We start from the raw sequence: 26,732 nt of genomic DNA on the forward strand, positions 1-26,732 counted from the left end.
TCCCGCCCGCCGGCCGCCACCGTCAATGATGGTGGTGGTCGGCCGGGTGGGAGTGTGGCAGTTGGGCCGCGCCGACCGCGCGCTCGTGGAACGGCAGCGCCACCCGGTATTTGCAGGTGTCGCAGTTGGCCCGGATGTCGCCGGCCAGCGCCTCCGCGTAGCGCTCGGCCACGATCTCGGCCAGCCCGTCGCAGTCGCCGATCACCTCGGCCGCGCGCACGTCGGCTCGGTGGTCCTGCGCCCACTGGCGTGCCTGCGCTTCGACCCGGCGGGGGAGGACACCGGTGAAGAGGAAGTAGGGCAGCACCACGATCCGGTGCGCCCCGAGGGCCCGGCAGCGGTCCAGGCCCGTCATCACGCCGGGTTGGGCGAGCGAGACGAACGCGTACTCGACACCGGCCACCGGCGTCGTCTCGGCCAGCAGTCGCGCGACCTTGGCGACCTCGGCGTTGGCGTCCGGGTCGGTGGAGCCGCGGCCCACCAGCAGGACGGTGGTGTCCGGGTCCACGCCGGTGCCGGTCAGTCGTTCCCGCAGCAGACCCAGGACGCCCGGGTGCGGACCGAGCGGCCGGCCGTAGGCGAAGGACAGCCCGGGATGCCGTGCCCGTTCGGCGGCCAGCGACGCGGGGATGTCGCCCTTGGCATGGCCGGCGGCAACCAGCATCAGGGGTACGCAGGCCAGCCGTCGCGCGCCGGATCGGACCAACTCGGCGACCGCGTCCTTGACCGGCGGCGGCGAGAGTTCGATGAAGCCACCTGCGACCGGCACGTCGAGGGTCCGCCCGACCCGGGCCGCGAAGCGGCGGAACTCGTCGGCGCCCTGCGGGTCGGAGGTGCCGTGGCCGGCGATGAGCAAGGGAGTCATGCGAGCGGGTCTCCGTAGAGCAGAGCGTTCACGGCGGCGGCGGCGACCGCGGCGCCGCCGCGGGCCGAGCGGTTGGACAGTTGCGGAAGGGCGGTGCGGCGCAGCGCCGCCTTCGATTCGGCGGCGCCGACATAACCGACCGGCAGGCCGATCACCAGGGCCGGTCGCACCGTGCCGGCCTCGGCCAGCCGGATCAGTTCGGCCAGCGCGGTCGGCGCGTTGCCGATCACCCAGACGGCGCCGTCCGGGTGCCTGCCCGCCGCGAGCCTGATGCCGGCGGCCGAGCGGGTCAGGCCGGTCTCCCGGGTCGGGTCGGCAGGATCGGTCGGCCCGGCCGTGCGGGCCAGATCGGCCGCTTCGGGGGCCGCGACCAGGCAGGTGGCCGGGTACGCGGTGACACCCGCCGCGACCATCGTGACGTCGGTGACCAGCGCCGCACCGCCGGCCAGCGCGGCCGCACCGGCCACCAACGCTCCCTCGTCGGTGACCAGGTCGTCTCGCCAGCCGGGGTCCGCCGTGGTGTGGATGATGCGCTCAACCACGTCGCGGGTGTGCCGCGGCAGCCCGGTGGTGTCGGCCTCGGCGCGCAGGATCCGGTAGGACTCGGCCTCGATCGGGTGCACGGCGCGCTTCACGACAGCCACGCGTACTCCCGTGGTGTGACCATCCGCCCGGCCACCAGCCGGGTCCGGCTGGAACCCACCAGCACCACCGACCGCATGTCCACGATGGATGGGTCGGCGGTCAGCGCGGCGAGGGTGGTCAGGCACACGCGCTGGCCAGGGCGGGACGCGTCGCGGACGACCCCTACCGGCGTTTGCGGCAGCCGGTGCTCGCGGAGGATCGCGAGGGCGTCGGCGAACTGGGCGACCCGGGTCCGGCTGCGCGGGTTGTAGAGGCAGGCGACCAGGTCTGCGGCGGCCACCGCGCGGAGCCGGTCGACGATCACCGGCCAGGGTGTGTGCAGGTCCGACAGCGAGACATAGGCGTGGTCGTGGCCGAGCGGCGCGCCCAGCAGCGCACTCGCCGCGAGGGCCGCCGTCACTCCCGGCACGGCCTCGACGTCGACGTCGGCGCCGGCCAGTTCGAGCGCCGGCGACGCCATCGCGTACAGCCCGGCGTCCCCGGAACCGATCAGCGCGACCGCGTGCCCGGCGGTGGCCAGTTCGACGGCCTCGCGGGCCCGCTTGGACTCCTCGCCCAGCACCGACGCGACGATCCGGGCCCCGGGGGAGAGCAGGTGGCGCACCTGGTCGACGTACTGGTCGAGGCCGACCACGACCGACGCCCGCCGCAGGGCGGCGGTGGCCCGCGGCGTCCGCAGGTCCTCGGCGCCCGGCCCGATCCCGACGATGGTCAACCTTCCGCGCGGCACGAGCCGTGCGACAGCGGCGGTCGCGGTCGGCGTGACCTGCTTGGGCACCACCAGCGCGGCGCCCCGGCCGGCGTCGCGGGCGGCCCGTACCGCGGCGGCCTCGGCCACGCTCGGCGTGCCGACGGCGGCCCGCACCACCTCCGACGGCGTCGGCACGTCCTCGACCGCGAGTTCCGCCGCCGGGAAGGTGAGCACCGCCCAGCCCCGCTCGGCCGCGAACTCGAGGATGCCGGCCTCGTCGGCTTTGGCGTCCACTGTGGCCAGTGCCCGCACCGCGCTCGGGTCGAGCCCGCCGGCCGCCAGGGCGGCATCCACCACGGCGGCAACCGCCTCGGCGGTCACGCCCCGACTCGCGCCGACCCCGACCACCAACGAGGGCGGCCGGTAAACCAGATCACCGGTGACCTCGCGCAGGTCGGAGACGGTCAGCCGGACCGACGCGCGGTCGCCGGCCGCCGGCAGCGCGGCATCGTCTCCCGCCGGCAGTGGTGGCAGCGGCCAGGTCGCGTCGGCGACCACGGTCGCGCCCGCGCCGTCCAGCAGGGCCCGGGTCACCCGGGCGACCGGGTTGGGGTCTGCGAGGCGGAAGCCGAGGTCGGCGCCGAAGCCGTCCAGCGGCGGGAAGCCGACGCTGTCGGTGGCGGTGGTGATGACCGGCTCGGCGCCGATCAGGGCTCCGATCCGGTGTGCCGCCTCGTTGGCGCCGCCGTCGTGGCCGCCGGTCAGGGCTACCGCGAAGCGGCCGGCCTCGTCGACGCAGACGACGCCCGGGTCGGTGTGCTTGTCGGTCAGCAGCGGCGCGATCAGCCGGACCGTGGCGCCGGTGGCCAGGAAGCAGACCACGACGCCGCCGTCGGCCCAGGCCGCCGCCAACTGCGCGCGGACCGCACCGTCGTGGGTGCGGACCTCGTCGGGCCAGGCCTGGGCGAGCCGCGCGGCCAGCCGGCGACCGGCGACCGTCGGCGCCACCACGCCGATCATCGGCTGCCCCAGACCAGCGTGACCGGGTTGGTCGCGGCCAGGCGATGCCGGCCGGCGATCTGCGCCAGGCGGTTGGCCTGCACCTGGACGCCGCCGGCGGCGTAACCCGCGGCGGTGAGCGCGTCGGCGGCCGGGCCGACCGGTTCCAGCGCGGCGAACGCGGCCACCACGGTCGCCGGGCGGCGCGCGAGCACCGCCGCGAGCACGTCGGCGCCGCCGCCCCCGACGAACACGGAGTCGGGCTCGGGCAGGTCGGCGAGTGCCGCCGGCGCCGCGCCGGTCAGCACCCGCACGTGGACGCCGTGTCGGGCGGCGTTGGCGCGGGCCAGGTCGGCCGCGGCCGGGTCGCGGTCGACGGCGACGACCGCCGCGCCGAACCGGGCGCACTCGACCGCGACCGAGCCCGATCCGGCGCCGATGTCCCAGACCAGCGTGCCCGGTGCGGGGCGGAGGTGGGGCAGCGCGACCGCGCGTACCTCGGCTTTCGTGATCATCGAGGCGCGATGGTCGAACGCGTCCTCGGGCAGGGCCCAGCCGTCCGGCGTCCGCGTGCCGCCGGCCAACCAGCCGGCCGGGCCGCCCTCGACCTCGCCGGCCAGTGAGATCACCACGTTGGGCTCGGCCCAGTCGCCGTCGGGGGCGGTCAGTCGCTCGTCGGGGGCGCCGAGGCAGGAGGCCACGATCAGCCGCCGCGGCCAGCCGTCCAGGGCCGCCGCCAGCACCGGCGGCTCCGCGCCGGGACCGGTCAGGACGGCCACCTTCGGGTAGGCGCGGCAAACGTTGGCCGCCCGCCGCAGGCCGCCGTCGCGCCCGTGCGCCGACACCACGACCGCGTCGTCCCAGGGCAGCCCGAGGCGGGCGAAGGCCTGCGCCACCGACGACACCGCGGGCCGGACGACCGGGTCGACACCGGCCCGGCGCAGGGACCGGACGATGCCGAAGAAGCCGGGATCACCGCTGGCCAGCACCGCGACTGGTCCACTGTGGTCAGCCAATCGGGTGAGGGCCGCGCCGACATCGCCCAGCACCACGCGCTCGGCGGAGGAGTCGACGGCCGCCAGGTGTCGTGCGCCGCCGACGAGCAGCGTCGCGTCCGCGACCGCCACGGGCAGCGGGCCGCCGTCAAAGCCGAACACCGTCACGTCAGCCACGGCGGGCCTTGAGCTGGTCGCGCGCGGCCGGATCGGCCCGCCGGTGGCCGTGGAAGTGGCCGGGGTGGTAGAGGTGGCTGCGGGTGCCGTGGGCGGCGAGCGCCGGCCCGACCAGGAACAGCGTGTGCTTCCAGAGCTTGTGCGCCCGCACCGTCTTGGCCAGCGTGCCGATGGTGCACCAGGCCAGCAGCTCGTCGGGCCAGCTCACCCGCGAACCGACGACGACCGGCGTCTCCGGCGGATAGCCGCCGTCGAGGAGTTGCTCGGCCAGTTGCTTGGCGCGCGCCGCCGACAGGAACACCGCCATCGTCGTGCCGTGCCGGGCGAAGTCGGCGATCCGCTCGCCGTCGGGCATCGGGGTCTTGCCGCCCTCGAGCCGCGTCAGGATCACCGACTGGGCCACCTCGGGCACGGTCAGCTCGCGGCCCGCCGCCGCGGCGACCGCGGCGAACGCCGAGACGCCGGGCACGATCTCCGTGGTCAGGTCGAGCCCCGCGCACGCGTCGAGTTGTTCGGCCACCGCGCCCCACAGGCTCGGGTCGCCCGAGTGCAGGCGCACCACGTGCAGGCCCTCGGCCGCGGCACGATGGTAGATGGCGACCACCGCCTCCAGCGGCACCGCCGCCGAGTCGACCACCTCGGCGCCGGGCCGCACGTGGTCCAGCACCTCGGCGGCGACCAGACTCGACGCCCAGACCACCACGTCGGCCTCGGCCAGCCGGCGGGCGGCCCGCAGGGTCATCAGGTCGGCGGCGCCCGGACCGGCGCCGACGAAGGTCACCCGACCGGTCACAGCTTTCCTCCGCGTCGATGGCGGACGGCCGGGATCAGCACCGTCGCCAGGTATGGCAGCGCGCCGTCGACCGAGTCGAGCGGCTGCACCTTCTCGTCGGGCAGCCCGAGGTGGGTTCCGACCAGCGCGCCCCGCCAGGCCGCGGCGTCGGCGATCGCGGCCATGTGCCGGCCGCCCTTGTAGACCACGACCGTGGCGTCCCGCGCCAGCGCCTCGTGCAACGGAGCCAGGTCGCCGCGGGCCATCGGCAGCAGCACGAGTTCCTCGCCGCCTTCGACCAGCGGCCGCCCGGCCGTGGCGGCCAGCGCCTGCATCGCGGTGATCCCGGGGACGGTGGAAACCTCGACCGACGGCACGAGGCCGCGCACGGTCGAAGCCAGGTAGCCGAAGGTGGCGTACACGTTGGGATCGCCGATCGTCGCGAACGCGGCCGTGCCGCCGGTCTCCCGCAGCCACTCGGCGACCCGGCGCCCGGCCGCGTCCCAGTAGCGCTCGCGCCGCCCGGCGTCCTCCCGCTCGTTGAGCGCGAACACCAGCCGTTCGATCCGCTCGTGCGCGGCGTGTGCGCGCACGGTCGCCTCGGCGCGCCCGACATCGGCTGGGTCCAGCACGGGCACGAACACCCGCCCGGCGGTGGCCAGGGCGCGTACCCCCTTGAGGGTCATCAGCTCCGGGTCACCGGGCCCGACGCCGACTCCGATCAGGCGCATGCCGCCACCAGCCGTTCCGCGATCTCGGGCGTGCCCGCCCAGTGCAGGTGCAGATAGGAGGCGTGCACGTTGCCCGCCACGAAGCCTTCGGCCGGCTGCTCGCGCCAGGCCCAGGCCGGCATCGCGCCAGAACCGGGTGTGGTCGCCGTCCGGTGGAACTCGTGCCCGGTCACCCGGGTGCCGACCGGAGCGAACCAACTGGGTGAGATGGCCACCGCGTCGCGGTAACGGAGGGTGAGCCGGCCGGTCATCGCCGCGTCGGCCGGCAGCACGCCGCACATCGGCGCCCCGTCCAAGGTCCGGGAAAGCCAGAGCAGCCCCGCGCACTCGGCGGCGATCGGGGCGCCGCTCGCGGCCAGTGCCGCCACGGCCGACCGCAACGGTACGTTGGCCGACAGCTCGGCGGCGTAAACCTCGGGGAAGCCACCGCCGACCACCAGGGCGGCGGTGTCGGGCGGCAGGGCCTCGTCGTGCAACGGGTCGACGGTGACGACGTCCGCGCCGGCGGCGGCCAGCAGCTCGGTGGTCTCCGCGTAGCCGAAGCTGAACGCGGGCCCACCGGCGACCGCGACCACAGGCCTCCCGGCCACGGCGGCAACCGGCGGTGACCACGGCTCCACCGGCAACGGGGGCGCGGTTGCGGCGGCGGCGGCCACGGCGTCGAGGTCCACACTGGACGCGACGAGCGAGGCCAGCGCGACCATCGCGGCGGCCGCCTCGGCGCGGCGTTCCACCACCGGCACCAGGCCGAGGTGTCGCGTCGGCGCGGCCACCGCGTCGCTGCGCCGCAGCACGCCGAGGACCGGCGTGCCGGTCTCCTCGAGGGCCTCGCGCAGGATCGCCTCGTGCCGGTCGGAGCCGACCTTGTTGAGCACCACGCCGGCGATCCGCAGCGTCGGGTCGAAGCCGCGGAAGCCGTGCACCAGCGCGGCGACCGACCGGCCGACGGCGGAACCGTCGACCACCAGCAGGACCGGCGCCGACAGCAGCTTGGCCACCTGCGCGGTCGAGCCGTGCTCGCCGGCGTGCGCCCGGCCGTCGAAGAGCCCCATCACGCCCTCGACCACGGCGAGGTCGGCACCGGCCGCGCCGTGCGCGAACAGCGGCGCGATCCGTTCCGCGCCGACCATGACCGGGTCGAGATTGCGGCCCGGCCGGCCGCTGGCCAGCGCGTGATAGCCCGGGTCGATGTAGTCCGGACCGACCTTGAAACCGGCCACCGTCTCGCCGCGCGCGGCGAACGCCGCGAGCAACCCGCCGGCCACGGTCGTCTTCCCGTGCCCGGAAGCCGGCGCGGCCACCACGATCCGTGGGGTGGCTACCACTCGATGCCCTGCTGACCCTTGCGGCCGGCGTCCATCGGGTGCTTGACCTTGGTCATCTCGGTGACCAGGTCGGCCGCCCCGACCAGCGCGGGCGCGGCGTCGCGGCCGGTGACCAGCACGTGCTGGTTGCCGGGGCGGGCCCGCAGCGTCGCCACCACCTCGTCGACGTCGACCCAACCCCATTTCATCGGGTACGTGAACTCGTCGAGCACGTAGAACCGGTAACGCTCCTCGCGCAGATCCCGCTTGACCTGCGCCCAGCCCTCCGCGGCCTCGGCGGCGTGGTCGCGCTCGTCGCCCGGCCGGGCCAGCCACGACCAGCCCTCGCCCATCTTGTGCCAGGTGACCGGCGCGCCCTGGCCGGTGGCCGCGTGGTGCGCGCCGAGTGCCTTGAGCGCGGTCTCCTCGCCGACCCGCCACTTGGGACTCTTCACGAACTGGAAGACGACGATCGGCCAGCCGGCGTTCCAGGCGCGCAGCGCCATCCCGAACGCGGCCGTCGACTTGCCCTTGCCGATGCCGGTGTGCACCGCCAGCAACGGTTGCCGCCGGCGCTCGCGGGTGGTCAGCCCGTCGTCGGGAACCTGTTCGACCTTGCCCTGAGGCATCGCGTCACACCGCCTTCAGCGCGCTGGCGGACAGCGCCGACAGCGGCAGGTATTCGGCGTCCAGCGCGGTGGCCAGCGCGCGGGCCATGCCGAGCCGGACCGGGCCGCTCTCGCAGTCGACCACCACGCTGGGCACGCCGGCCAGCGCCGGCGCGACCGTGCGCGGGTCGGGCCCGCGGGTGAACCGGCCGTCGGTCACGACGACCAGCAGCGGGCGGCGCAGCGGGTCGCGGCGGCGCTCGCCGGCCAGCGTGCGGGCCGCGGCGGTCAGCCCGGCGGCCAGCGGGGTACGCCCGCCGGTGCGCAGGTCCGCGAGCCGGCGCACGCCGACCTCGTGGCTGGCGGTGGGCCGCAGCACCGTCGTCGCGTCGGAGTCCCGGAACGTGATCATGCCGACCGTGTCGCGGCGCTGGTAGGCGTCGCGGAGCAACGACAGCACGGCCTGCTTGACGGTCGCCATCCGCTGCCGGGCGGCCATCGAACCCGAGGCGTCGACCACGAACAGCACCAGGTTGGCCTCGCGTCCGATGTGGACGGCTTCGCGCAGGTGCTGCTGGCGGATCGCGATCGGGCCGCCGCGGTGGTCGCGGGCGGCGGCGAGCACCGTGTCGGGCAGGTGCACCGCACCGATCCGGCCGCGCGGCGCCCGCGAACCGGCGACCCGGCCGCGTGCCGCGTAGGCAGGGGAGCGCCGTCCAGCGTGGCCGTGCCGGCCGCGGGAACGCGCGGTGAGCGTGCGGGTCCGGTAGGCGGCACCGACCGTGGCGGGTGTGGCCGGCGGGGCAGTGGCGGGTGCGCCACCCGGCCGATCCTCGGCATCGGGCGCGGCGGCGCCGCCGGCACCCGGTCCGCCGCCGTGCGGCCGCGGATCGTCCGGCCCACGCTCGCCGCCGCCCGGTCCGCCGTCATCCGGCCGCGGATCGTCCGGCCCGCGGCCGCTGTCGCCCGGTCGGCCGTCGTCCGGCCCACGGCCGCTGTCGCCCGGTCTGCCGTCGCCCGGTCTGCCGTCGCCCGGTCTGCCGTCGTCGGGTCGCCGGTCGTCCGGCCCGCCGCTCGGGCCGCTGCCGTCGGCATCGGGTCCGTCCGGTTCGGCGGCCGGACCGGCCTGGGCCAGCGCGTCGTCGAGGGCCTGCCGGTCGGCGCCCGGCGGGTCGAACGGGTCGCGCCGGCGCCGGTGCGGCAGGGCGAGTCGGGCGGCGTCGTCGACCTCCTGGTCGGTCACCGCCGGCCGGTCCCGCCACGCGGCCAGCGCGACCGCGGTGCGGGCGATGACGATGTCGGCGCGCAGCCCGTCGACCCCGTACGCGAGGCAGATCCGCGCGATCCGGTCCAGTGCCGGGTCGGGCAGCGTGACCTTCGGCAGCCGGGCCCGGGCGGCGACGATCCGCTCGGCCGTCTGCGCGTCGGCGCCGGCGAAGCGGGCCGCGAAGCCCTCGGGGTCGGCCTCGTAGGCCAGCCGGCGGCGGACCACCTCGGCCCGGTCACCGGCCTCGGCCGGCGCGCCGACCTCCACGACGAGCCCGAACCGGTCGACCAACTGTGGCCGCGGTTCGCCCTCCTCCGGGTTCATCGTGCCGACCAGCAGGAACCGGGCGGCGTGCCGCAGCGAGACGCCGTCGCGCTCGACGAACGCGCGCCCCATCGCGGCCGAGTCGAGCAGCAGGTCGACCAGGTGGTCGGGAAGCAGGTTGACCTCGTCGACGTAGAGCGCGCCGCGGTGCGCGGCGGCGAGCAGGCCGGGCTCGTAGGCCTTGGTGCCCTCGGTCAGGATCCGCTGCACGTCGAGGGTGCCGACGACCCGGTCCTCGGTGGCACCGACCGGCAACTCGACCAGCCGCGACCGCCGCACCAGCGGTGTCACCGAAGCGTGCGGGCCGTCCGGGCAGGCCGGATCGGGCACGGCCGGGTCGCAGGCGAAGCGGCAGCCGGCGACCACCGCGATGTCGGGCAGCAGCGCCGCGAGGGCGCGTACCATCGTCGATTTCGCGGTGCCCTTCTCGCCGCGCACGAGCACGCCGCCGATCACCGGCGAGACGGCATTGAGCAGCAGAGCCAGGCGCAGGTCGGCCAGGCCGACGACGGCGGAGAACGGGTACGCGGTCATCCCGCGTGCCGGCACGACAACATGGCGCACGATCCCTTCCGCGGGTGTCCACGCCCGCGATGGTTAACGGCGAGCGGCCGAGTGTCCTGGCTCCCGGATCGACGCTCCCCCTCGGCCTTCCAACCCTTTCGGGCCGTGACCATCAGGTGAGGGATCGCTCCCCGGTGACAGTGGCGGGACCGCCCCGGAATCGCACCGGGTTCCTCCGCACCGCTCGCTAGACATGCTGACCCACGGCACGGGGCCGCGTCAAAGGGAGGCGGATCACGCCCCCTCCGACGCCTGGTCCTTCGGACGGCGAGATCAACACCTAAGGCCCTTCGAGGTCACCTTCCGTCCGGAGATATTCCGCACGCAACGCATCGATGGTTTCGGGTGACGGTGCCGTCCACAGGCCGCGGTCGGCGGCCTCCAGCAACCGCTCGGTGATCCCGCGCAGGGCCCACGGGTTGGACTTGTCGAGGAACTCGCGCACCGACGGGTCCAGCACGTAGGCGGCGGCCAGCTTCTCGTACATCCAGTCGTCGACGACGCCGGCCGTGGCGTCGTACCCGAAGAGGTAGTCGACCGTCGCCGCGAGTTCGAACGCGCCCTTGTAGCCGTGGCGGCGCATCGCCTCGATCCATCGTGGGTTGACCACCCGGGCCCGGAACACCCGCTTGGTCTCCTCTGCCAGCGACCGGGTGCGCACGTCGTCGGGACGGTGCGAGTCGCCGATGTAGGCGGCCGGGTCGGTGCCACGCAGCGAGCGCACCATCGCCACCATGCCGCCGTGGTACTGGAAGTAGTCGTCGGAGTCGGCGATGTCGTGCTCGCGGGTGTCGACGTTCTTGGCCGCCACGGCCATCCGCCGGTAGACCGTCTCCAGGTCGCCGCGCGCCGCCCGGCCGTCGAGCCCCCGCCCGTAGGCGTAGCCACCCCAGACCGCGTAGACCTCGGCCAGGTCGCGGTCGTCGCGCCAGTTGCGGGCGTCGATCAAGGGCAACAGCCCGGCACCGTACGCGCCCGGCCTGGAGCCGAAGATCCTGGTGGTGGCCCGCCGCCAGTCGCCGTGTTCGGTCTCGTCGGCCAGGGCGTGCGCGCGCACGAAGTTGTCCTCGGGTCGCTCGTCGAGGGCGGCGACCGCCGCGACCGCGTCGTCGAGCAGCGCGATCACGTGCGGGAAGGCGTCGCGGAAGAAACCGGAGATGCGCACCGTGACGTCGATCCGTGGCCGGCCCACCTCGTCGAGCGGGACCACCTCGAAGCCGGTGACGCGGCGGGACGCGTCGTCCCAGACCGGTCGGCAGCCGATCAGCGCGAGCACCTCGGCGATGTCGTCGCCCTGGGTACGCATCGCGCTGGTGCCCCACACGGTCAGCCCGACCAGGGCCGGCCAGGTGCCGGTGTCGTCGCGGTGCCGCGCCAGCAGCGAGTCGGCCAGCGCCCGGCCGACGTCCCAGGCGTTGCGCGACGGGATGGCCTTCGGGTCGACCGAGTAGAAGTTGCGTCCGGTCGGCAACACGTTGACGAGGCCCCGGGTGGGCGAACCGGACGGTCCGGCCGGCACGTAGCCGCCGTCGAGGGCGTGCCGCACCGCGGCGATCTCGTCGGTGGTCGCCTCCAGCCGGGGCACCACCTCGGTCGCGGCGAACCGCAACACGTCGACCACGCCGGCCGGGGCGCTGCCGAGGGCTTCGGCGGCCGTGGCCTCGGCGGTTTCCGGATCCCAGCCGGCCGCCTCCATCGCGACCACGAGCCGGCGGGCGACCTCTTCGAGCGCGTCGACCAGATCGGCCGAGGTGGTGCCGGCCCGCTCGAGCAGGGCGGCCGCGCTCCGCGTCGCGTTGCCGCCGACCAGGTCGGTCTCGTCGAGGCCGAAGTGCGCCGCCAGGGCCTCACGCAGGCCCGGGACGGCGCCGCGGCGGCCGCCCCAGACCTGGCGGGCGCGCAGGATCGCCAGCACCATGTTGATCCGGGCCTCGCCCGCCGGTGCCGCGCCCAGGATGTGCAGGCCGTCGCGGATCAGCGAGTCCTTGATCTCGCACAGGTAGCCGTCGACGTGCAGCACGAAGTCGTCGAACTCGTCCTCACCGGGCTGGTCCTGCACGTGCAGGTCGTGGTGCAACTCGGCGGCCCGGATCAGCGTCCAGATCTGGGCCCGCAGGGTCGGCACCTTGTCGGGGTCGAGGGCGGCGACGGTGGCGTACTCGTCGAGAAGTTGTTCGAGCCGGGCCATGTCGCCGTAGGTGTCGGCGCGGGCCATCGGCGGCACCAGGTGGTCGACGATCGTGGCGTGGCCGCGCCGCTTGGCCTGGGTGCCCTCGCCCGGGTCGTTGACCACGAACGGGTAGATCAGCGGCAGGTCGCCGAGCACGGCGTCCGGCGCGCACTCCCGCGACAGCCCGAGCCCCTTGCCGGGCAGCCACTCCAGCGTGCCGTGCTTGCCGAGGTGGATGACGGCGTCCACGTTGGACGCCAGCCAGCGGTAGGCGGCCAGGTAGTGGTGCGACGGCGGCAGGTCGGGGTCGTGGTAGATGGCGATCGGGTTCTCGCCGAACCCGCGCGGCGGCTGGATCATCAGCGTGACGTTGCCGTAGCGCAGGCCGGCGAGCACGATGTCACCGTTGTCGACGTAGAGCTCGCCCGGCGCGGCTCCCCAGTGCCGGGTCATGTCGGCCTTGAGCGCGGGCGCGGTCTGCTCGAACCAGCGCTGATACGTCGCACCGGGCACCCGGATCGGGGCGTTGGCGAGCTGCTCCTCGGTGAGCCACTCGACGTCGTGGCCGCCGGCCGCGATCAGCGTGTGGATCAGGGTGTCGCCGTCGGTGGGCACGTCGCCCACGTCGTAGCCGGCGTCCTTGAGCGCGGCCAGCAGGGCCACGGCCGACGCCGGGGTGTCGAGGCCGACCGCGTTGCCGACCCGGGAGTGCTTGGTCGGGTAGGAGGACAGGACCACCGCGATCCGCTTGTCGGCGTTGGGAATCGCGCGGAGGCGGGCGTGCGCGACGGCGATGCCGGCCACCCGCGCGGCCCGCTCGGCGTCGGCGCGGTAGACCGGGACGCCGTCGGGGCCCGGCTCCTTGAACGAGAACGGCACCGTGACCAGGCGGCCGTCGAACTCGGGGATGGCCACCTGCATCGCGGCGTCCATCGGGGTCAGGGCTGCGCTCGACTCCAGCCACGCCGCCCGCGAGGTGGTTAGGCACAAACCCTGCAGCACGGGCACGTCGAGCCCGGCCAGCGCCTCGACCGACCAGGCGTCGTCGGCGCCGCCGGCGGAAGCGTCGGCCGCGGTCGTGCCGCCGGCCGCGAGCACCGTGACGATCAGCGCGTCGCAGCCCTGGAGCAGTTCGTAGAGGCCGGTCTCGGCGGAGCGCAGCGAGGCGGCGTAGACCGGCAGCGGCGTGCCACCGGCGTGCGTGACGGCCTCCGCGAGGGTGTCGACGAACGCGGTGTTGCCGGCGAGCGCGTGGGCGCGGTAGAAGACGATGCCGATCGTCGGGCCGGTCTTCTCGGTTCTGGGGCCATGCAGGCCGAAGGCGGGGAACTCGACCGGCGCCGCGAACCCCTCGCCGGCCATCAGCAGCGTGTCGGCGAGGAAGCGGTGCAGCTCGCGCAGGTTTTCCGGCCCGCCGGCGACCAGGTAGCGCTGCGCGTCGGCGACCACCCCGGCCGGCACGGTGGACAGCGCGGTCAGCTCGGCGTCGGGCACGGCCTCCCCGCCGACCGCGACCACCGGCAGGCCGGCGGCCAGGATCGCGTCGAGGCCCTCGGGCCAGGCGCGCCGGCCGCCGAGCAGGCGCAGCACCACGCCGGCCACGCCGTCGAGCAGGCCGGGGAGGTCGTCGGGGGTCAGCCGGGCCGGGTTGGCAACCCGCCAGGTCACGTCCGTGCCGGTGGTGCTGGCGGCGCTCGCGGCGCTGGTGCCGCTCGCGGCGCGGGTGGCGCTGGTGGCGCTGGCGGCCAGCAGGTCGGTGTCGGCGGTCGAGAGCAGCAGGAACGTCGGGGTCACGCCCCGGACAGTAGTTCGCGCACCCGCGCCGCGGCCGCCTCGGGTGTGTCGACGGTGGGCAGCGCGGCCGGTCGCGGGCGGTCGACCAGGATGACCGGGACGCCGCGGTCGCGGGCGGCGTCGAGCTTGGCGCGGGTGGCGTCGCCGCCGCTGTCCTTGGCCACGACGACGTCGATCGCGTGCCGGCGCAGCAGCTCACGCTCGTGGTCGAGGGTGAACGGGCCACGCTCCAGCAGCAGTTCCACGTTGGCCGGTAGGTCGGCGCCGGGTGCGTCGACGCAGCGGACCAACAGCAGCGGCAGCGCCGCGCAGGCGGGGTCGGTGAGGAATGTCGCAAGCCGCTGGCGGCCGGTGGTGACGAAGGCGCGTGCGCCGTGTGCGGGCAGCGCGGCGGCGGCCGTCGCCAGGTCCGGCACCCGGTGCCACCGGTCGCCGGGCTGCGGTGTCCATCCCGGACGGACCAGGCGCAACCGGGGTACGCCACGGGTGGCGGCGGCGTGCGCGCTGACGGTTTCGGCGAAGGGGTGTGTCGCGTCGACCAGGATGGCCGGCGCGTGCCGTTCGAGCCACGCTTGCAGCCCGTCGGCGCCGCCGAAGCCGCCGGTGCGGGTCTCGCCGGCCGGCGGTCGCGGTCGGCTGGTGCGGCCGGCGAAGGAGGTGACCACACGGAGGTCGGGGTCGGTCACGAGCAGGGCGGCGAGGTGGCGGGCCTCGGTGGTGCCGCCGAGGATCAGGACCGTCGTCGTCACCGGTCGCGGCGGCGGAGCAGGTAGGTGTCCATGATCCAACCCTTGCGGGCGCGCGCTGCGGCGCGTACGCCGTCGATCTCGTCCTTGGTCTCGTCGAGTTTGCCCGCCAGTAGGATCTCGTCGGGGGTGCCCAGGTAGGCGCCCCAGTAGATGTCGACGTCGCCCCCGACCTCGCGGTAGGCGTTGCGGGCGTCGAGCATGACGACCAGGTCGTCGACGCCGTCCGGGATGCCGTGCGCGGCCAACCGGCGGCCGGTGGTGATCTGCACGGCCCGACCGACCCGGTTGAGCCCGATCCGGTGCCGGGCGGCGAGCGCGCTGACGCTGCTGATCCCCGGGACGACCGCGTAGCTGAACTCGACGCCGACGATGTCGTCGAGGATGCCGAGCGTGCTGTCGAACAGAGCCGGATCACCCCAGACCAGGAAGCCGCCGGTCTGGCCCTCGGCCAGGTGCTCGCGGATCACCTCGCCGAAGGCCGCCGCCCGCTGCCGGCGCCACTCGTCGACCGCCGCCGGGTAGGCGCGGGCCGCGCGGTCGCGTTCCGGGTCGTCGACGGTGACGACGCGGGCCGTCGGCGCGTGCTGTTTCAGCAGGTCCCGGCGCAGGTCGGTGAGTTCCCGTTTCTCGTCGCCCTTGTCGACCAGGATGGCGACGTCGAGCCGGGCCAGCGCCTTGACCGCCTCGATGGTGAGCTGGTCAGGGTCGCCGGCCCCGATCCCGATGACGAGCAGGTGCCGCATGGAGTCAGTGTCTCCCATCGATAGGTCTACTCTCACACGCGTGCCGCTCCACCGAACCGCCGCCGCCGGTCCGGCGTTAGCAGCCGCCGCGGCGGTCGGTCCCTACTTCGCGTGGGAGGCGTGGTCGGCAGGTTCGGGCTGGCACCCCTACACCGACCTGCTCACCCCCTCCGTCGCCACCGCCCGGGTCGCCGCGGCGCGATCCACGCTGGTCGGTGCCTTCGGGCTGGCCGAGGAGGACGTGCCGACCCGCGTCGTGGCGTCGGTCTTCTTCATGGGCGTGGCCGCCCGGCTGCTCTCGCCCCCGCTGGGCGCGGCCGTCGCCGGGGGCGCGCTACCCCTGGCGACCCGGGCCAACCTGTGGTGGAGCCCGGTGCCGGCCGGCCCGATGCCGATCGCCTACGGGGTGGTGCCCGCGCTGCCGGCGGCCGACCTCGACCCGGCCGAGGTGGCCAGCGCGCTGGTCGACGGCCCGCTGACGGAGACGGTCACACCGTTGCTCGACCTGTTCCGCTCGACGTTCACCCTCTCGCCGCAGGTCCTGTGGGGAAACGTGGCGTCGTCCCTGGCCGGCGCGGTCGGCGTCCTCGCCGACACGATGCCCCGCCACGCCGACCGCGCGGGCCAAATCCTGGAGCAGGCGCTGACCCTGCCGCCCCTGACCGGCACAGGCAAGGTCGTCCGCCCCGACCCGACCCGCGCCCGCCGTTTCCTGGTCCGCGACAACTGCTGCCTGTACTACCGCCTACCCGGCGCCGCCACCTGCGCAGACTGCGTCCTAACCCCCGCACCCACCCGCCGCCGCCACTGGAACGCCCTACTGGCCGGCTAACGCCCCCACCCGGGGCTCGACCCGCGCCTCTCGGCCTATTCGGTGAACGCGGGGAACGAGCGCATCTTGTCGAAGCGGCCGGCGGCCAGGTCGTCGAATCTGATCAAGAAGCGTCCGAAGTGAACAGCGGATTCGGTGGGGAACTGGGCGAGCGGCACCCATTCCTGGATCAGTCGGGATTCCTCTTCGCGGCGCCAGCGGATCCTCTCGGACCGCGGAAGGTCAGGTTCGGTCTCCAGCCGGGCCCGGAGGCTCGCCCGCGCCATCTGCTCCTCCGGAGAGTACGAGCCTCCGATTCGCTTCGTGTATCCACCGATGCGTAGGGATGCCAGGCCCATCTCCGTCTTCCAGAGATCCTGGACCAGCGCGACGAGTCCATCGGTGTGCGTCAGCTCACTGACCAGCTGCTTCACGGTGTCCGACGCGACCATGAGGCGGTCGTCCAGATCCTCGCCGTCGGGCTCGAGCCCAGGTGGCAGCTCCGGCACGACCTCGGCATAGAGCCTGTACTCCGGGTTCGGGCCCGGGCTCTCAGCGTCGGACGGCAGCTGCCGGACCGCTGTCTCGGTGCCTGCGGGGACGTACAGGACCCGCGCGTACGCGTCGTAACCGCGACTACACGCGTCAAAGGCCATCTCAGGATCCAGGAAGAAGAGCAGCGAGCCGTCCACCGGCAGCGGAAGCTTCTCGACCTTCGGCAGGGCCGCGCAGTCGAGGGACGCGACGAACGGCAACGGCATCCCGCGCTCGGACGGCCACTCCGTGCCGGCAGGTAGCTGCGGCAGCCCGCCGCTCTGCCCGACAACATCCCCGCCCTGGTCACCGCCACCTACCCAGATCGCGAATCGCAGCTGCTCGGCGAACCTGTCAACCTGATCCGCCGGAATGCCCCGCTCAATCGCCTCCCGGCGAAACGCCCCGGATAGTTCCATAGCGAACGATCATGGCAGATGGGCGTGCCTGCTCCACCACAGGTTTTCGCCGACGACCCGTGGCCGAAGCTCGTCGATGTGGCCCGCCGTGCCGGCTTGAGTACAGACACCGCCTCAGCGACGCTGAATCATCCGGAGCTGGTCTCACGGGGCTGTGCCAGGCAGCACTGGAGGCGCGGCGGACCTTCGACATTGGATCTCGACCGCTGAGACGCACCGAGACGGGCCAGAGATGGGAAAGAGGCCGACCCCACGACGGGGATCTGGCCTCTGACCTGCTGGACTACGCGTGGGCGATACTGGGATCGAACCAGTGACCTCTTCGGTGTGAACGAAGCGCTCTCCCGCTGAGCTAATCGCCCTCAGCGCGCACGACAATACCTGATGTCGGCATCGCCGTGCACATCCGCCCCGCCCGACCTCACCAGCCGAAGAAGTCTCGGGTTTCGGTGATCAGGTCGATGTCGAGGCTGACCTTGACCGACGCCCATACGACGAAGGCGACGAAGACGAGACCCACCACGCCGATCACGGAGCGTAACGGCCAGGGTTGGCGGCCGATCCAGTGTGTCCAGGCTCGGACGTTGCGGCGGGTGAAGTCGAGGAGCTTTCTGGCCCAGGTGAACTCCACCGCCCAAATGGCCAGGCCACCGATCACGATGAACCAGCCCGGGCCGGGTAGCGGTATGAGCAGAATACCCAGGGCGACCACCGCCAGGCCGGCAATCGCGACCGAGATACGCAGGATCATCCGTCCGGTCGGATTCGCCCGGATTAAGTCAAGAGTCTCGCCTACGCGACCGCGTTGTGCCTGTCTCGGCAGCGAAACGCCGTTCTGGGCCTCGGGTTCCGATTCCGGCGCCGGACTACTCCGATCGGGCGTCACCCCGTATCCCAGCTCGCCATCCCCTTCGGTTGTCGCCGCCTGCTCCGGGCCGCTGTCCATTTGCTCCATTGAGGATGGTTTCATCGCCCAATCCACTCCGGCTCCGCCTCGGCCCGTCACTCAACGGGACTGCTCGACGTTACCGAACTAAGTCGACGTCTGAGCTACCCGACGCCGGACGGTGCGCAGTACCACAGCAAGTCGGGCATTATACGCATTTTGCCGGGCTTGTAGCGCAATACCGCGCCGTCTTCCCACTACTGGGTGAGATCAGCGATTGACGGAGCGTAAGTAGAAGTATCACCTGAGTATGGGAAACGCGGGGCAAGCGCGTCCCGCAGCGGTGCCGGGGGGAGAACGTACATGAGTGTCATCCGACCGACGACCGTTGAGGTCGAAACCTCACTGCGGCTCGTCGCACCAGACGCCACCGCTCTGCCGGTGCGCGCCAGCCTGCGCTACGACCCAGCCGACCCGTACGCGGTCCACGTCCTGTTTCACGCCGACTCGGCCGGCGGCGAGGCGGTGAGTTGGTCGTTCGCCCGTGAGTTGCTCGTCACGGGCCTCGACGAGCCCGCCGGCATCGGCGACGTCCGGGTCTGGCCGTGGGCCACACCGCGGGGCGACTTCGTCGCGCTGGCCCTGTCGTCACCGGACGGGAACGCCCTGTTCGAGGTACCGCGCAGCGTCCTGGTGCGGTTCCTGCGGCGGACCTACGTCGTCGTGCCCCGTGGCCGGGAAACCGACCACCTCGACGTCGACGCGGCGGTAAACCGGCTGCTGGCCGGTCGCTGAGAACCAAGAAGACGGCGCCGCGCGGATCTGCCGACTCCGCGCGGCGCCTTCTTTTTATGCGTGTACGGCTTCAGCCAGGCGCGCCAACCGCGGCACCACGACGTCCCGCCAGCCGGGCCCCATCTTCTCGAACGCCTCCCGGTCGCGCGGGTTGTCGAAGTCGAAGCCGCTGTGTTCGAGCAGCAACCGGGTGCCGGCGCCCTCGGCGACCAGGCGCCAGGTCAGCGTCCACGAGTCGTTGAACGTGTAGACGAACTTCTCTTCCGGGATCACCTCGACGACTTCGCAGGGTATCGATCCGTAGACCGGCATCTGGAGATCGAAGCGGTGCCCCACGATCGGTGCGATGTCACCCGGCGCCCACCAGCGGGCGTGCAACTCCGGATCGGTGAGCGTGCGCCAGACCCGGCTCGGTGGCGCGGCGACGAACTGGTCGACGGCGATCGTGTCCGTACTCGATGCGGTCATGTCTCCTCCTCGGCGACATCGGCGAGCGAGCGCAGCCGCTCGCGCCAGAAACGTTCGAACGGATGCAGCCAGTCACCGACCTGGGCGAGCGGCTCGGCGTTGAGGTGGTAGTGCCGTTGCCGGCCCGAGGGCACGTCGCGCACCAGCGCGACCCGGCGCAGCACCTGCAGGTGCTCGGCGATCGCCGGCCGGCTCAGCTCGAACTGGTTGGCCAGATCTCCGGCGGTACGCGGCCCCTCGGCCAGCAACCGCAACAGTCGCCGCCGGATCGGGTTGGCGAGGGCCAGGAACACGTCGTCTTCGGCCACGCCCAGAAAATACGTCGGAGACTCCCGACATGTCAATGATTCCCGACGCTTCCGCCGAAGCGGCTCAGCGCGGCAGCGCCCGGCCGTGCTGGCGGGCGAGCTCCTCGGCCCGGGTGCGCATCTCGCCGGCCAGCTCTTTGAACCGGTCGAGATTCGGGTCGACGCCGACCAGCGTCAGCTCGGTCTCGACGACCTCGAGGTCGAGTTGCCAGACATCGGCCAGGATCCGGCGCATCCACGGCGTCGCGTGGTCCCAACCGGCGCGGGGTGTGCCCGGCCCGTAGCCGCCGCCGCGGACCGTGACCAGCACGGCGGGCTTGCCGGCCAGCAGCGGCGGGGCGCCGGCGGCCATCCGGGTGTCGGCGAGCACCGTGTCCACCCAGGTCTTGAAGTGCTGGGAGACGCCGTAGTTGTAGAGCGGCACCGCGAACAGCAGCGCGTCGGCACCGACCAGCTCGTCGAGCAGCCCGCCGGCCAGCGCCACCGCGGCACGCTGTGCGGGGCTCTGCTTTTCCGGCGCGACGTATCTGGCCCAGGCCGCGTCGGCCCAGGCGGTCGGCGGGAGCACGTCGACGCCGATGTGGCGGCGCACGATCGGGTCGTCGGGGTGCGCGGCTCGCCACTCGTTCTCGACGATGTCGGCGATCTCGCGGCTGTGCGAACCCTCGACGCGGATGCTCGCGTCGAGCCGGAACAACGACATGGCAGGTCCTTCCACACGGTTTTGCTGACGTGTCAGCAAACCTAGGCCGAGGATGCTGACGCGTCAACAAAGGGCGGGTAAGATCGGCCACATGACCGAACCCCGCTGGCTCGACCCGCAGGAGCGGCGCCTGTGGAGGGCCTACGTGCGCATGCAGCGCGCGGTGGAGGTCGCCCTGGTCCGGCAGCTCGCCGAGTCCGGCATCTCGCGCACCGACTACGAGGTGCTCGTGCCGCTCTCCGAGGCCGACGACCGCACCATGCGCGTCCGCGACCTGGCGAGCTGGCTCGGCTGGGACCGCAGCCGGATCTCGCACCAGCTTCGCCGGATGGAGCAGCGGGGCCTGATCACCCGGGAAGACTGCGTCGACGACGCGCGCGGCACGATGGTGCGGCTGACCGAGCAGGGCTACGAGATCACCGTCACCGCCGCGCCGGGTCAGGTGTCGACCGTCCGCCGCGTCCTGGTCGACCTGCTCGACCCGCGGGAGATCGACCAGCTGACCGCGATCGCCGAACGGGTGGCGGCCGCGGCGGGCTACGCCCACCTGCCCTACCCCGACAACGAACTAACCGAGTAGCTGCCCGACCAACGCGCCGGCGAGCGAGGTTAGACGGCCACGCCGTTGTCCACGGACAGGCCGGGCGCCAGGTCCCCCGAGATCGCGTCGACGTGCCGGCGGAACGCTCGCTCCCGGTTGGCGGCGATCACGCGCAGGTCCGCGGCGATGTCCGGGTCCACCCGCGCCGCCGTGCACGACGTCGAAACCGGCGGCAGGGAAGCGGTGCGCGCCCGGTGGCTGATCGCCGCCGACGGCGCCCGCAGCCGCGTCCGCGAGCGACTGGGCATCGCCACCAGCGGCGCGCCGGACCTCGGCCGCCAACGCCTGGTCGCTTTCCGCGCCGACCTCAGCCGGTGGACCGGCCCGCGGCCGCGCGGCATCTACTTCTGACCGAGACGGGTGCGGTCCTGATCTGGACCCACCCCGACCACCGCTGGATGATCAGCCTCCCGAAGACCGCCGATCTGATCGACCTCGGCGTGCCCGTCGAGGTGCTGGCCAGCAGCACGTGGACGGCGGCGGCGGTGACCGCCGACGGCCCGTTCTTCCTGGTCGGCGACGCCGCACACCGCTTCCCACCGGCAGGCGCGACGCGCCTGAGCCTCTTCGGGCGCCGTCCTGGTCCGCCCGGACGGCCACGTCGCTTGGCGCCACCCCGGCCCACCGACCGACGGGGCCTCACTGGCCGCCCTCACCACCGCTGTGGCCCGCTGAACCGACCCCATCATCGACGCGCGGCCAGACGCGATCGCGCGGCGGGAGCGCCGTTTCCCAGTGGGTCTCGCCGCCGGGCCCGACCGTGATCGGTTCGACGCCGGTCCCGGTCAGGCGCCAGGACTCGTATTGGCGGTCCGGCCCGACGTGCAACTCTGCTCCGTCGTCAAAGGTCAGGTGGAGGGCGCCCCTGTCCCGGATCTCGACGCTCGTGACGGTCCTGCGGAAAAGGTCCATCACGGGTGCGAGGGACGATCCGGTGCCGGGGTCGAGTTCGTGCCAGTCACCGGCGGCGTCACAGAGCAGGAACGGTGTCTCGATGAGGAGTTCTGCGTCCAGTCGATAGCCTTCGACCGGATCGAGGGCGGAGAAGCTGAGGCGGACCTGATAGTCGAAGGCGGTGCGATCGACCGTTGAACCGACCAGCGTGGCTGGGACCCTCATGACACCTGCCCCGTGCGCGATTAGCTCAGCGGGAGTGCGCATCGTCGCCCAGGGCGGCCAACTCCGGCACCGCAGGGTCGGCGCCGTGGGCTAACCGCCGACGTGGATGGCGGGGCGGCGGGTCGGGTCGGGCTCGACCTCCCGGATGATTTCGCGTACGACCGGAGCCGTGTCGCCTCGGCCCAGCAGGAGGTAGCGGAACAGGTGCACCAGCGGGCTGCCCTCGGCCCACTCGAAATGGCAGTGCGGCCGGACTCCGGTCGCGTCCCGCAGTGCCAGCAGGACCGCCGCGATCGCGTTCGGCGCCGCCGGGCTCTGGGCCCGCAGGACGCGGTGGCGACCGACCGACACGCCCTGCACGCGCAGCGCCGTGCTGAACTCCGACGGGTCGACGATCTCGATCTCCAGGAACAGGACGTCGGCGCGGCCGGGCACGGGGTTCATGCCGCGCTGCTCGCCCTCCTTGGCGTCGTACTCGGCGACGTCGCCGGCCTGCCGGCGGTTGGCGATGATGTTGATCTCGCCGTCGTGCGCGAGCGAGTCGGTGACGAACTGGCGGGCCGGGAGGTCGAACTCGATGTGTTCGGCCCGCAGCTCCGTGGTGCGGGTGACCCGGGAGATGAGCGAGACGACCACGATGCCCAGGATGAACATCGCCGAGATCGCGATGCCGTCCGGTTTCTCGCGGATGTTCTCGACCAGGGCGTAGAGCAGCACCAGGGTGAGCACCGCGAAGCCGGCCGTCGCCAGTCGCTGCCGGCGGCGCAGGACGGAGATGGTGACCGCGACCGCGCCGGAGACCATCATGGCCAGGATCCCGGTGGCGTACGCGCCGGCCTGGGCGTTGACGTCGGCGCCGAACGCGATCGTGATCAGGACGCTGATCACCGTGTAGACCAGGACGACCGGGCGCACCGCGCGGCCCCACTCCGGCGCCATGCCATAGCCGGGCAGGTAGCGCGGCACGATGTTGATCAGGCCGGCCATCGCCGACGCGCCGGCGAACCAGAGGATCAGCACGGTGCTGATGTCGTACGCCGTGCCGAAGGCTTCACCCAGGCGAGCGTGCGCGAGGTAGGCCAGGGCGCGGCCGTCGGCGGCTCCGCCGGGCTGGAACTCGGCCGGGGGGATCAGCACCGTCGTGACGAACGACGTGGCGATCAGGTAGCCGCTCATGATGACGGCCGCGGTGGTGAGGAGCTTGCGGGTGTTCCGTACCCGGGACCGCATCGTGTCGGGACCCGCGGCGGCGACCAGTGGCATCATGCTGACCCCCGTCTCGAACCCGGACAGGCCGAGCACGAGGAGCGGGAACGCGATGACCGCCGGCCCGACGATGTCGCCGAAACCGGTGCCGCCCGCGGTGAGCGCGTCGGTCCACGACGACAGCGCGCCGGCGGTGGTGAACACGTCGACCAGCCCGACCACCACGATGACGGCGTTGAGGGCCAGGAACACACCGACGAGCGGGATGGCGACGCCGACGGCCTCGCTGAAACCGAGCAGGAACACCCCACCGAGAATCAGCAGGAGTACGACGGTGATGAGCACCTCGTGGCCCGCGAACGCGCCCGGCGTGTAGGGGTTCTCGACCAGGTGCACCGAAGCGTCGGCGGCGGACAGGGTGATCGTGATGATCCAGGACGTCGCGACGAAGCCGAGCAGCCCGAGCACGAACAGCTTGCCCCACCAGAATGGCAGCAGGTTCTCCAGCATCGCCACCGAGCCCTGGCCGTGTGGGCTCTCCTTGGCGACCTTGCGATACATGGGCAGCATGCCGAGCAACGTCAGCGCGACGATGAGCAGGGTCGCCAGCGGGGACAGCGCCCCGGCCGCGAGCGCGGCGATGGCCGGCAGGTAGGCCAGCGTCGAGAAGTAGTCGACGCCGGTCAGGCACATCACCTTCCACCACGCGTGCGGGGTGGTGTGTGCCTCCTCGGCCTCCGGGCCGACCGGCTGCACGCGGTGCCGGAGCAACCAGCCGGCCAGACCCCGCGACGGCACGGCCGTCCGGCCGGGCCGGTCCACCTGCGCCGGGATCGCCAACTCGGGCAGGACGCTCATCACACCTCCAGATGCGCTCGTCGGGCGCGGTGCCCGGCCGACAGCATGCCGGGTTTTCCTGATGCCTCTTATACAGGCCCACCGAGGTAACCGTAGGTGATGAATTCGATCCGTTCGGTTACTCCTCGATGTGCGTCCAACCACATCGGACAGTCACGTCGGTCAAGACCCGTCCATCGGGTCCTCGCCGACCAGGCCGTCGACCGACTCGCGGATCAGGTCGGCGTGGCCGACGTGCCGGGCGTACTCCTCGATCATGTCGATCAGGTGGCGGCGCAGGCTGGCCCGGCGGCCGTCGGGCCAGGCGGCGACGCCGAGATAGTCCAGGCCCCCGGCGGCCAGGGCCTCCGCCACCAGGGCTCTCGACCGTGCCACCGACGCCTCCCAGAGCGCCATCAGGTCCGCGGGTGGGTCGGAGGTCGCGGAGTGCCACTCCCAGTCCGGGTCGCCGTCCCAGTCGACGGTGTCGAACGGTGCTGCCATGTCGCGCCCGAAGAGCTTCACCGCGAACGTGTGCTCCTCGACCACGGCCAGGTGTTTGAGCAGGCCGCCCAGGGTGACGGTGGACGGGCCCAGGGTGGCCCGCAGCCCGGCGGCGTCGAGGCCGCCGCATTTCCAGGCGATGTAGCGGCGCTGCCGTTCGAGGGCGCCGAGCAGGGTGTCGAGGTCGTTGCCCGCCGCCGGCGGTTCCGTGAGATCGAACATGTGGGGGAGGCTAGCGGCGATCCCGGACGGGATACTTCCGGGATGCGAGACGACCTCAGCCCGACCGCGCGGGCCCTGTTGACGCTGGAGGCGATCCAGAACAATCCGGGCATCACCGCGCAGCGGCTCGGTGACCGGCTGGGTGTCAGCGAGCGGGCCGCCCGGCGCTATGTCGGGATCCTCCGCGAAGCGGACGTGCCGATCGAGTCGACGACCGGCCCGCACGGCGGCTACCAGGTCGGCCGCGGCCTGCGCCTGCCGCCGCTGATGCTGACCGCCGCCGAGGCGATGGGGTTGGCCATGGCCGTCGTCGAGGGCCATCCGGGCGCCGCCGACCCGGCCGACCTGGTGGGCGCCGCGCTGGCGAAGATCCTCCGGGTGCTGCCGCGCCGGGTGGCCGAGCCCGTCCGCGAGACGGCGAGCGAACGGTCGGGCCGGGCCTCGCCGGTGCGCCAGGAACTCGTCGCCGACCTGCTCGCCGCGTGTTCCGGCGCTCGCCGCGTCAGGATCGGCTACCGGGCCCGCGAGACCGAGCGGGAGATGGAGGTCGACCCCTGGTCGGTGGTCCTGCGGCACAGCCGCTGGTATCTGCTGGCCTGGTCGCACACCCGCGACGCGTTCCGGGTGTTCCGGGTCGACCGGATCACCGCGGTCGCACCGACCGCACACACCTTCACGCCGCCGGCCGACCTCGACGCGCTGCGTACCCTCGAAGATCATCTGTCCCGGACCTGGACCCACCCGGTCGAGGTCGTGATCGACGCGCCGCCGGCCGAGGTGTCCCGCTGGATCCCGCGCAGCCTCGGCACGCTGCTGGAAGACGGCCCGGACCGCAGCCGGTTGCGGGCCACGACCGACAATCCACACTGGTACGCCCGCCAGCTCGCCGCCCTGCCGATGACCTTCGACGTCGTGGCCGGGCCACAGCTCCGCGCCGCCGTCGCGGCACTGGGCGAGCGCCTCGCCAAAGCGGCCCTTGATGTCGATCAAGCCGCCACGCCCGTCCGGCGTGGCGAGGGCGGCAGCGGGGTAGTGGTCCCCGCGTGTCGGTGATGGAGTTGCGGAAGCGCGCGGTGGCGGGGTGGACGGGCGCCCGCCGCCGCCACGGCTGGCTGGATCACCTGGCCCGGGCGGTGCTGCGCTACGACCAGGCCGACGGTGGCCGGCTCGCCGCCGCCGTCACCTACTACGCGTTCTTCGCCACGTTCGCCATGGCGCTGTTCGGCTTCGCGGTCTTCGCGTTCGTCCTCGACGACCCCGTGGTGCTCCAACCGGTGCAGGCCTATCTCGAGGCGAACCTGCCGCGCATCGACGTGCAGTCGGTCCGCGACGCCCGCGGCACCGTCGGGGTGATCGCGTTCATCGGCCTGCCGATCTCCGGCTGGTTCTGGGTCGACGCGCTGCGCTCGTCGATCAGGGCCGTCTGGCGGCTGCCGGAATATCCGGGCGCGTTCGTCGTCCGCGTTTTGATCGACCTGGCGGTGCTGCTCGGGCTGGGCGTGCTCCTCGTCGTGTCGCTGACGGCCGTGTTCGTCACCGCCACCGGAGTGGGCTGGCTGTTCACCGCCGCGGGCGCCCGGTGGCTGGTCGGTCCGCTCGGTTTCGTGCTGGGCGTCGGCGTCAACACCCTGCTGGCGATGGCCGTGCTCACCGCACTGCCCCGGCTGCGCATGCCGCTGCGCCGCGTCCTCGGACCGGCGTTGTTCGTCGCCGGTGGGCTGGAGCTGCTCAAGACCCTCGGCCGGCTCTACGTGCACGGCACCGAGACCAACCCCACCTATCTGGTCGTCGCCGGCGCCGTCGGGCTGCTGGTCTTCCTCAACGCCGTCAACCAGCTCATCCTCTTCGCCGCGACGCTCGCGGCGACCAGCACCGCCGGCCAGGTCACCGACCTCGCGGCCCCGCGCGGTCGGTGACCCGG

General features: G+C 73.2%; 27 protein-coding genes, 1 tRNA gene, 1 pseudogene and 1 riboswitch. Of the genes and pseudogenes, 7 read left to right on the forward strand and 22 right to left on the reverse strand.

Features of this window, described 5'->3' with window-relative positions:
• Nucleotides 1-91 precede the first annotated feature (91 nt).
• The 12 genes and pseudogenes from AB0J74_RS16475 to cobF form a co-directional block, all read right to left on the reverse strand.
• Nucleotides 92-865, reverse strand: a pseudogene (locus AB0J74_RS16475) (sirohydrochlorin chelatase); the annotation flags it as partial.
• A complete protein-coding gene (locus AB0J74_RS16480) occupies nucleotides 862-1,500 on the reverse strand; it encodes a precorrin-8X methylmutase (protein WP_363448925.1) in 639 nt (212 codons plus the stop codon). The pseudogene AB0J74_RS16475 and the gene AB0J74_RS16480, both read right to left, overlap by 4 nt.
• The gene (gene cobJ / locus AB0J74_RS16485) at nucleotides 1,497-3,221 is read right to left on the reverse strand and encodes a precorrin-3B C(17)-methyltransferase (RefSeq protein ID WP_363448596.1); all 1,725 of its coding nucleotides are present in this window, start codon (nucleotides 3,219-3,221) and stop codon (nucleotides 1,497-1,499) included. The genes AB0J74_RS16480 and cobJ overlap by 4 nt, the downstream gene beginning before the upstream one ends.
• Nucleotides 3,218-4,372: a precorrin-6y C5,15-methyltransferase (decarboxylating) subunit CbiE gene (cbiE, locus tag AB0J74_RS16490; RefSeq protein WP_363448597.1), complete on the reverse strand. Its 1,155-nt coding sequence runs from the start codon at nucleotides 4,370-4,372 to the stop codon at nucleotides 3,218-3,220. Before cbiE ends, cobJ begins: the two co-directional genes overlap by 4 nt.
• Complete coding sequence (cobM, locus tag AB0J74_RS16495) at nucleotides 4,365-5,165, reverse strand: precorrin-4 C(11)-methyltransferase (protein WP_363448598.1); 801 nt, start codon at nucleotides 5,163-5,165, stop codon at nucleotides 4,365-4,367. Before cobM ends, cbiE begins: the two co-directional genes overlap by 8 nt.
• Entirely contained in the window at nucleotides 5,162-5,875 is a 714-nt protein-coding gene (gene cobI / locus AB0J74_RS16500) for a precorrin-2 C(20)-methyltransferase (protein WP_363448599.1), read from the reverse strand. Before cobI ends, cobM begins: the two co-directional genes overlap by 4 nt.
• Entirely contained in the window at nucleotides 5,866-7,200 is a 1,335-nt protein-coding gene (locus tag AB0J74_RS16505) for a cobyrinate a,c-diamide synthase (protein ID WP_363448600.1), read from the reverse strand. Before AB0J74_RS16505 ends, cobI begins: the two co-directional genes overlap by 10 nt.
• Nucleotides 7,194-7,808, reverse strand: a complete 615-nt coding sequence (gene cobO / locus AB0J74_RS16510; RefSeq protein WP_363448601.1) for a cob(I)yrinic acid a,c-diamide adenosyltransferase — start codon at nucleotides 7,806-7,808, stop codon at nucleotides 7,194-7,196. The genes AB0J74_RS16505 and cobO overlap by 7 nt, the downstream gene beginning before the upstream one ends.
• Before the next feature lie 4 nt (nucleotides 7,809-7,812).
• Nucleotides 7,813-9,912, reverse strand: coding sequence for a VWA domain-containing protein (locus tag AB0J74_RS16515; protein WP_363448927.1), 2,100 nt, complete (start codon nucleotides 9,910-9,912; stop codon nucleotides 7,813-7,815).
• Between the two features lie 57 nt (nucleotides 9,913-9,969).
• Nucleotides 9,970-10,142, reverse strand: a riboswitch (cobalamin riboswitch).
• An 80-nt stretch (nucleotides 10,143-10,222) separates the two neighbouring features.
• Complete coding sequence (gene cobN, locus AB0J74_RS16520; protein ID WP_363448602.1) at nucleotides 10,223-13,906, reverse strand: cobaltochelatase subunit CobN; 3,684 nt, start codon at nucleotides 13,904-13,906, stop codon at nucleotides 10,223-10,225.
• Nucleotides 13,903-14,655: a cobalt-precorrin-6A reductase gene (locus AB0J74_RS16525; protein WP_363448603.1), complete on the reverse strand. Its 753-nt coding sequence runs from the start codon at nucleotides 14,653-14,655 to the stop codon at nucleotides 13,903-13,905. The genes cobN and AB0J74_RS16525 overlap by 4 nt, the downstream gene beginning before the upstream one ends.
• Complete coding sequence (gene cobF, locus AB0J74_RS16530; RefSeq protein WP_363448604.1) at nucleotides 14,652-15,398, reverse strand: precorrin-6A synthase (deacetylating); 747 nt, start codon at nucleotides 15,396-15,398, stop codon at nucleotides 14,652-14,654. The genes AB0J74_RS16525 and cobF overlap by 4 nt, the downstream gene beginning before the upstream one ends.
• Nucleotides 15,399-15,438: 40 nt before the next feature.
• Between cobF and AB0J74_RS16535 the strand changes: the two genes are divergently transcribed.
• Nucleotides 15,439-16,230: a (2Fe-2S)-binding protein gene (locus tag AB0J74_RS16535; protein WP_363448605.1), complete on the forward strand. Its 792-nt coding sequence runs from the start codon at nucleotides 15,439-15,441 to the stop codon at nucleotides 16,228-16,230.
• A 35-nt stretch (nucleotides 16,231-16,265) separates the two neighbouring features.
• Here the strand turns inward: AB0J74_RS16535 and AB0J74_RS16540 are convergent, their stop codons facing one another.
• The 3 genes from AB0J74_RS16540 to AB0J74_RS16550 form a co-directional block, all read right to left on the reverse strand.
• A complete protein-coding gene (locus AB0J74_RS16540) occupies nucleotides 16,266-17,162 on the reverse strand; it encodes a DUF1963 domain-containing protein (RefSeq protein WP_363448606.1) in 897 nt (298 codons plus the stop codon).
• A 290-nt stretch (nucleotides 17,163-17,452) separates the two neighbouring features.
• Nucleotides 17,453-17,524 (reverse strand) — tRNA-Val (locus AB0J74_RS16545).
• A gap of 59 nt (nucleotides 17,525-17,583) precedes the next feature.
• The gene (locus tag AB0J74_RS16550; RefSeq protein ID WP_363448929.1) at nucleotides 17,584-18,117 is read right to left on the reverse strand and encodes a TIGR02611 family protein; all 534 of its coding nucleotides are present in this window, start codon (nucleotides 18,115-18,117) and stop codon (nucleotides 17,584-17,586) included.
• Between the two features lie 294 nt (nucleotides 18,118-18,411).
• On the opposite strand from AB0J74_RS16550, the gene AB0J74_RS16555 reads away from it, so the two are divergent.
• Nucleotides 18,412-18,843, forward strand: a complete 432-nt coding sequence (locus tag AB0J74_RS16555) for an SsgA family sporulation/cell division regulator (RefSeq protein ID WP_089247988.1) — start codon at nucleotides 18,412-18,414, stop codon at nucleotides 18,841-18,843.
• Between the two features lie 54 nt (nucleotides 18,844-18,897).
• On the opposite strand, the gene AB0J74_RS16560 is transcribed toward AB0J74_RS16555, so the two are convergent.
• The 3 genes from AB0J74_RS16560 to AB0J74_RS16570 form a co-directional block, all read right to left on the reverse strand.
• Nucleotides 18,898-19,311, reverse strand: a complete 414-nt coding sequence (locus AB0J74_RS16560; protein WP_363448607.1) for an SRPBCC domain-containing protein — start codon at nucleotides 19,309-19,311, stop codon at nucleotides 18,898-18,900.
• On the reverse strand, nucleotides 19,308-19,619 hold the full coding sequence (locus AB0J74_RS16565) for a metalloregulator ArsR/SmtB family transcription factor (protein WP_363448608.1): 312 nt from the start codon (nucleotides 19,617-19,619) through the stop codon (nucleotides 19,308-19,310). The genes AB0J74_RS16560 and AB0J74_RS16565 overlap by 4 nt, the downstream gene beginning before the upstream one ends.
• A 64-nt stretch (nucleotides 19,620-19,683) precedes the next feature.
• Entirely contained in the window at nucleotides 19,684-20,322 is a 639-nt protein-coding gene (locus AB0J74_RS16570; RefSeq protein ID WP_363448609.1) for an NAD(P)H-dependent oxidoreductase, read from the reverse strand.
• A gap of 91 nt (nucleotides 20,323-20,413) precedes the next feature.
• Between AB0J74_RS16570 and AB0J74_RS16575 the strand changes: the two genes are divergently transcribed.
• Complete coding sequence (locus AB0J74_RS16575) at nucleotides 20,414-20,902, forward strand: MarR family transcriptional regulator (protein WP_363448610.1); 489 nt, start codon at nucleotides 20,414-20,416, stop codon at nucleotides 20,900-20,902.
• A gap of 29 nt (nucleotides 20,903-20,931) precedes the next feature.
• Here the strand turns inward: AB0J74_RS16575 and AB0J74_RS16580 are convergent, their stop codons facing one another.
• Complete coding sequence (locus AB0J74_RS16580) at nucleotides 20,932-21,063, reverse strand: hypothetical protein (protein WP_363448611.1); 132 nt, start codon at nucleotides 21,061-21,063, stop codon at nucleotides 20,932-20,934.
• Between AB0J74_RS16580 and AB0J74_RS16585 the strand changes: the two genes are divergently transcribed.
• Together AB0J74_RS16585 and AB0J74_RS16590 are read left to right on the forward strand one after the other, a co-directional pair.
• The gene (locus AB0J74_RS16585; protein ID WP_363448612.1) at nucleotides 21,050-21,274 is read left to right on the forward strand and encodes an FAD-dependent monooxygenase; all 225 of its coding nucleotides are present in this window, start codon (nucleotides 21,050-21,052) and stop codon (nucleotides 21,272-21,274) included. The two genes, AB0J74_RS16580 and AB0J74_RS16585, sit on opposite strands and share 14 nt — an antisense overlap.
• Before the next feature lie 228 nt (nucleotides 21,275-21,502).
• Nucleotides 21,503-21,598: a hypothetical protein gene (locus AB0J74_RS16590; RefSeq protein ID WP_363448931.1), complete on the forward strand. Its 96-nt coding sequence runs from the start codon at nucleotides 21,503-21,505 to the stop codon at nucleotides 21,596-21,598.
• Here the strand turns inward: AB0J74_RS16590 and AB0J74_RS16595 are convergent.
• The 3 genes from AB0J74_RS16595 to AB0J74_RS16605 all read right to left on the reverse strand — a co-directional run bounded on the left by AB0J74_RS16595 (nucleotide 21,563) and on the right by AB0J74_RS16605 (nucleotide 24,811).
• Nucleotides 21,563-22,084: a DUF6188 family protein gene (locus AB0J74_RS16595; protein ID WP_363448613.1), complete on the reverse strand. Its 522-nt coding sequence runs from the start codon at nucleotides 22,082-22,084 to the stop codon at nucleotides 21,563-21,565. The genes AB0J74_RS16590 and AB0J74_RS16595 overlap by 36 nt on opposite strands.
• A gap of 48 nt (nucleotides 22,085-22,132) precedes the next feature.
• Nucleotides 22,133-24,106, reverse strand: coding sequence for an amino acid transporter (locus tag AB0J74_RS16600; RefSeq protein ID WP_363448614.1), 1,974 nt, complete (start codon nucleotides 24,104-24,106; stop codon nucleotides 22,133-22,135).
• Between the two features lie 162 nt (nucleotides 24,107-24,268).
• The gene (locus tag AB0J74_RS16605) at nucleotides 24,269-24,811 is read right to left on the reverse strand and encodes a DinB family protein (RefSeq protein WP_363448615.1); all 543 of its coding nucleotides are present in this window, start codon (nucleotides 24,809-24,811) and stop codon (nucleotides 24,269-24,271) included.
• A gap of 42 nt (nucleotides 24,812-24,853) precedes the next feature.
• Between AB0J74_RS16605 and AB0J74_RS16610 the strand changes: the two genes are divergently transcribed.
• Nucleotides 24,854-25,864, forward strand: coding sequence for a WYL domain-containing protein (locus AB0J74_RS16610; RefSeq protein ID WP_363448616.1), 1,011 nt, complete (start codon nucleotides 24,854-24,856; stop codon nucleotides 25,862-25,864).
• Entirely contained in the window at nucleotides 25,864-26,727 is an 864-nt protein-coding gene (locus AB0J74_RS16615) for a YhjD/YihY/BrkB family envelope integrity protein (protein WP_363448617.1), read from the forward strand. Before AB0J74_RS16610 ends, AB0J74_RS16615 begins: the two co-directional genes overlap by 1 nt.
• Nucleotides 26,728-26,732: the final 5 nt, after the last annotated feature.

The sequence above is a fragment of the Asanoa sp. NPDC049573 genome, assembly GCF_040676615.1.
Classification (GTDB): domain Bacteria; phylum Actinomycetota; class Actinomycetes; order Mycobacteriales; family Micromonosporaceae; genus Asanoa.

What these genes read in the sequence shown, in the direction of transcription:
- cobJ (WP_363448596.1), bottom strand. Translation starts at nt 3,221, where the DNA reads ATGATCGGCGTGGTGGCGCCGACGGTCGCCGGTCGCCGGCTGGCCGCG.
- cobI (WP_363448599.1), bottom strand. Translation starts at nt 5,875, where the DNA reads ATGCGCCTGATCGGAGTCGGCGTCGGGCCCGGTGACCCGGAGCTGATG.
- cobO (WP_363448601.1), bottom strand. Translation starts at nt 7,808, where the DNA reads ATGCCTCAGGGCAAGGTCGAACAGGTTCCCGACGACGGGCTGACCACC.
- AB0J74_RS16515 (WP_363448927.1), bottom strand. Translation starts at nt 9,912, where the DNA reads ATGACCGCGTACCCGTTCTCCGCCGTCGTCGGCCTGGCCGACCTGCGC.
- cobF (WP_363448604.1), bottom strand. Translation starts at nt 15,398, where the DNA reads ATGCGGCACCTGCTCGTCATCGGGATCGGGGCCGGCGACCCTGACCAG.
- AB0J74_RS16540 (WP_363448606.1), bottom strand. Translation starts at nt 17,162, where the DNA reads ATGGAACTATCCGGGGCGTTTCGCCGGGAGGCGATTGAGCGGGGCATT.
- AB0J74_RS16550 (WP_363448929.1), bottom strand. Translation starts at nt 18,117, where the DNA reads ATGGAGCAAATGGACAGCGGCCCGGAGCAGGCGGCGACAACCGAAGGG.
- AB0J74_RS16555 (WP_089247988.1), top strand. Translation starts at nt 18,412, where the DNA reads ATGAGTGTCATCCGACCGACGACCGTTGAGGTCGAAACCTCACTGCGG.
- AB0J74_RS16560 (WP_363448607.1), bottom strand. Translation starts at nt 19,311, where the DNA reads ATGACCGCATCGAGTACGGACACGATCGCCGTCGACCAGTTCGTCGCC.
- AB0J74_RS16570 (WP_363448609.1), bottom strand. Translation starts at nt 20,322, where the DNA reads ATGTCGTTGTTCCGGCTCGACGCGAGCATCCGCGTCGAGGGTTCGCAC.
- AB0J74_RS16575 (WP_363448610.1), top strand. Translation starts at nt 20,414, where the DNA reads ATGACCGAACCCCGCTGGCTCGACCCGCAGGAGCGGCGCCTGTGGAGG.
- AB0J74_RS16585 (WP_363448612.1), top strand. Translation starts at nt 21,050, where the DNA reads ATGTCCGGGTCCACCCGCGCCGCCGTGCACGACGTCGAAACCGGCGGC.
- AB0J74_RS16595 (WP_363448613.1), bottom strand. Translation starts at nt 22,084, where the DNA reads ATGCGCACTCCCGCTGAGCTAATCGCGCACGGGGCAGGTGTCATGAGG.
- AB0J74_RS16600 (WP_363448614.1), bottom strand. Translation starts at nt 24,106, where the DNA reads ATGAGCGTCCTGCCCGAGTTGGCGATCCCGGCGCAGGTGGACCGGCCC.
- AB0J74_RS16605 (WP_363448615.1), bottom strand. Translation starts at nt 24,811, where the DNA reads ATGTTCGATCTCACGGAACCGCCGGCGGCGGGCAACGACCTCGACACC.
- AB0J74_RS16610 (WP_363448616.1), top strand. Translation starts at nt 24,854, where the DNA reads ATGCGAGACGACCTCAGCCCGACCGCGCGGGCCCTGTTGACGCTGGAG.
- AB0J74_RS16615 (WP_363448617.1), top strand. Translation starts at nt 25,864, where the DNA reads ATGGAGTTGCGGAAGCGCGCGGTGGCGGGGTGGACGGGCGCCCGCCGC.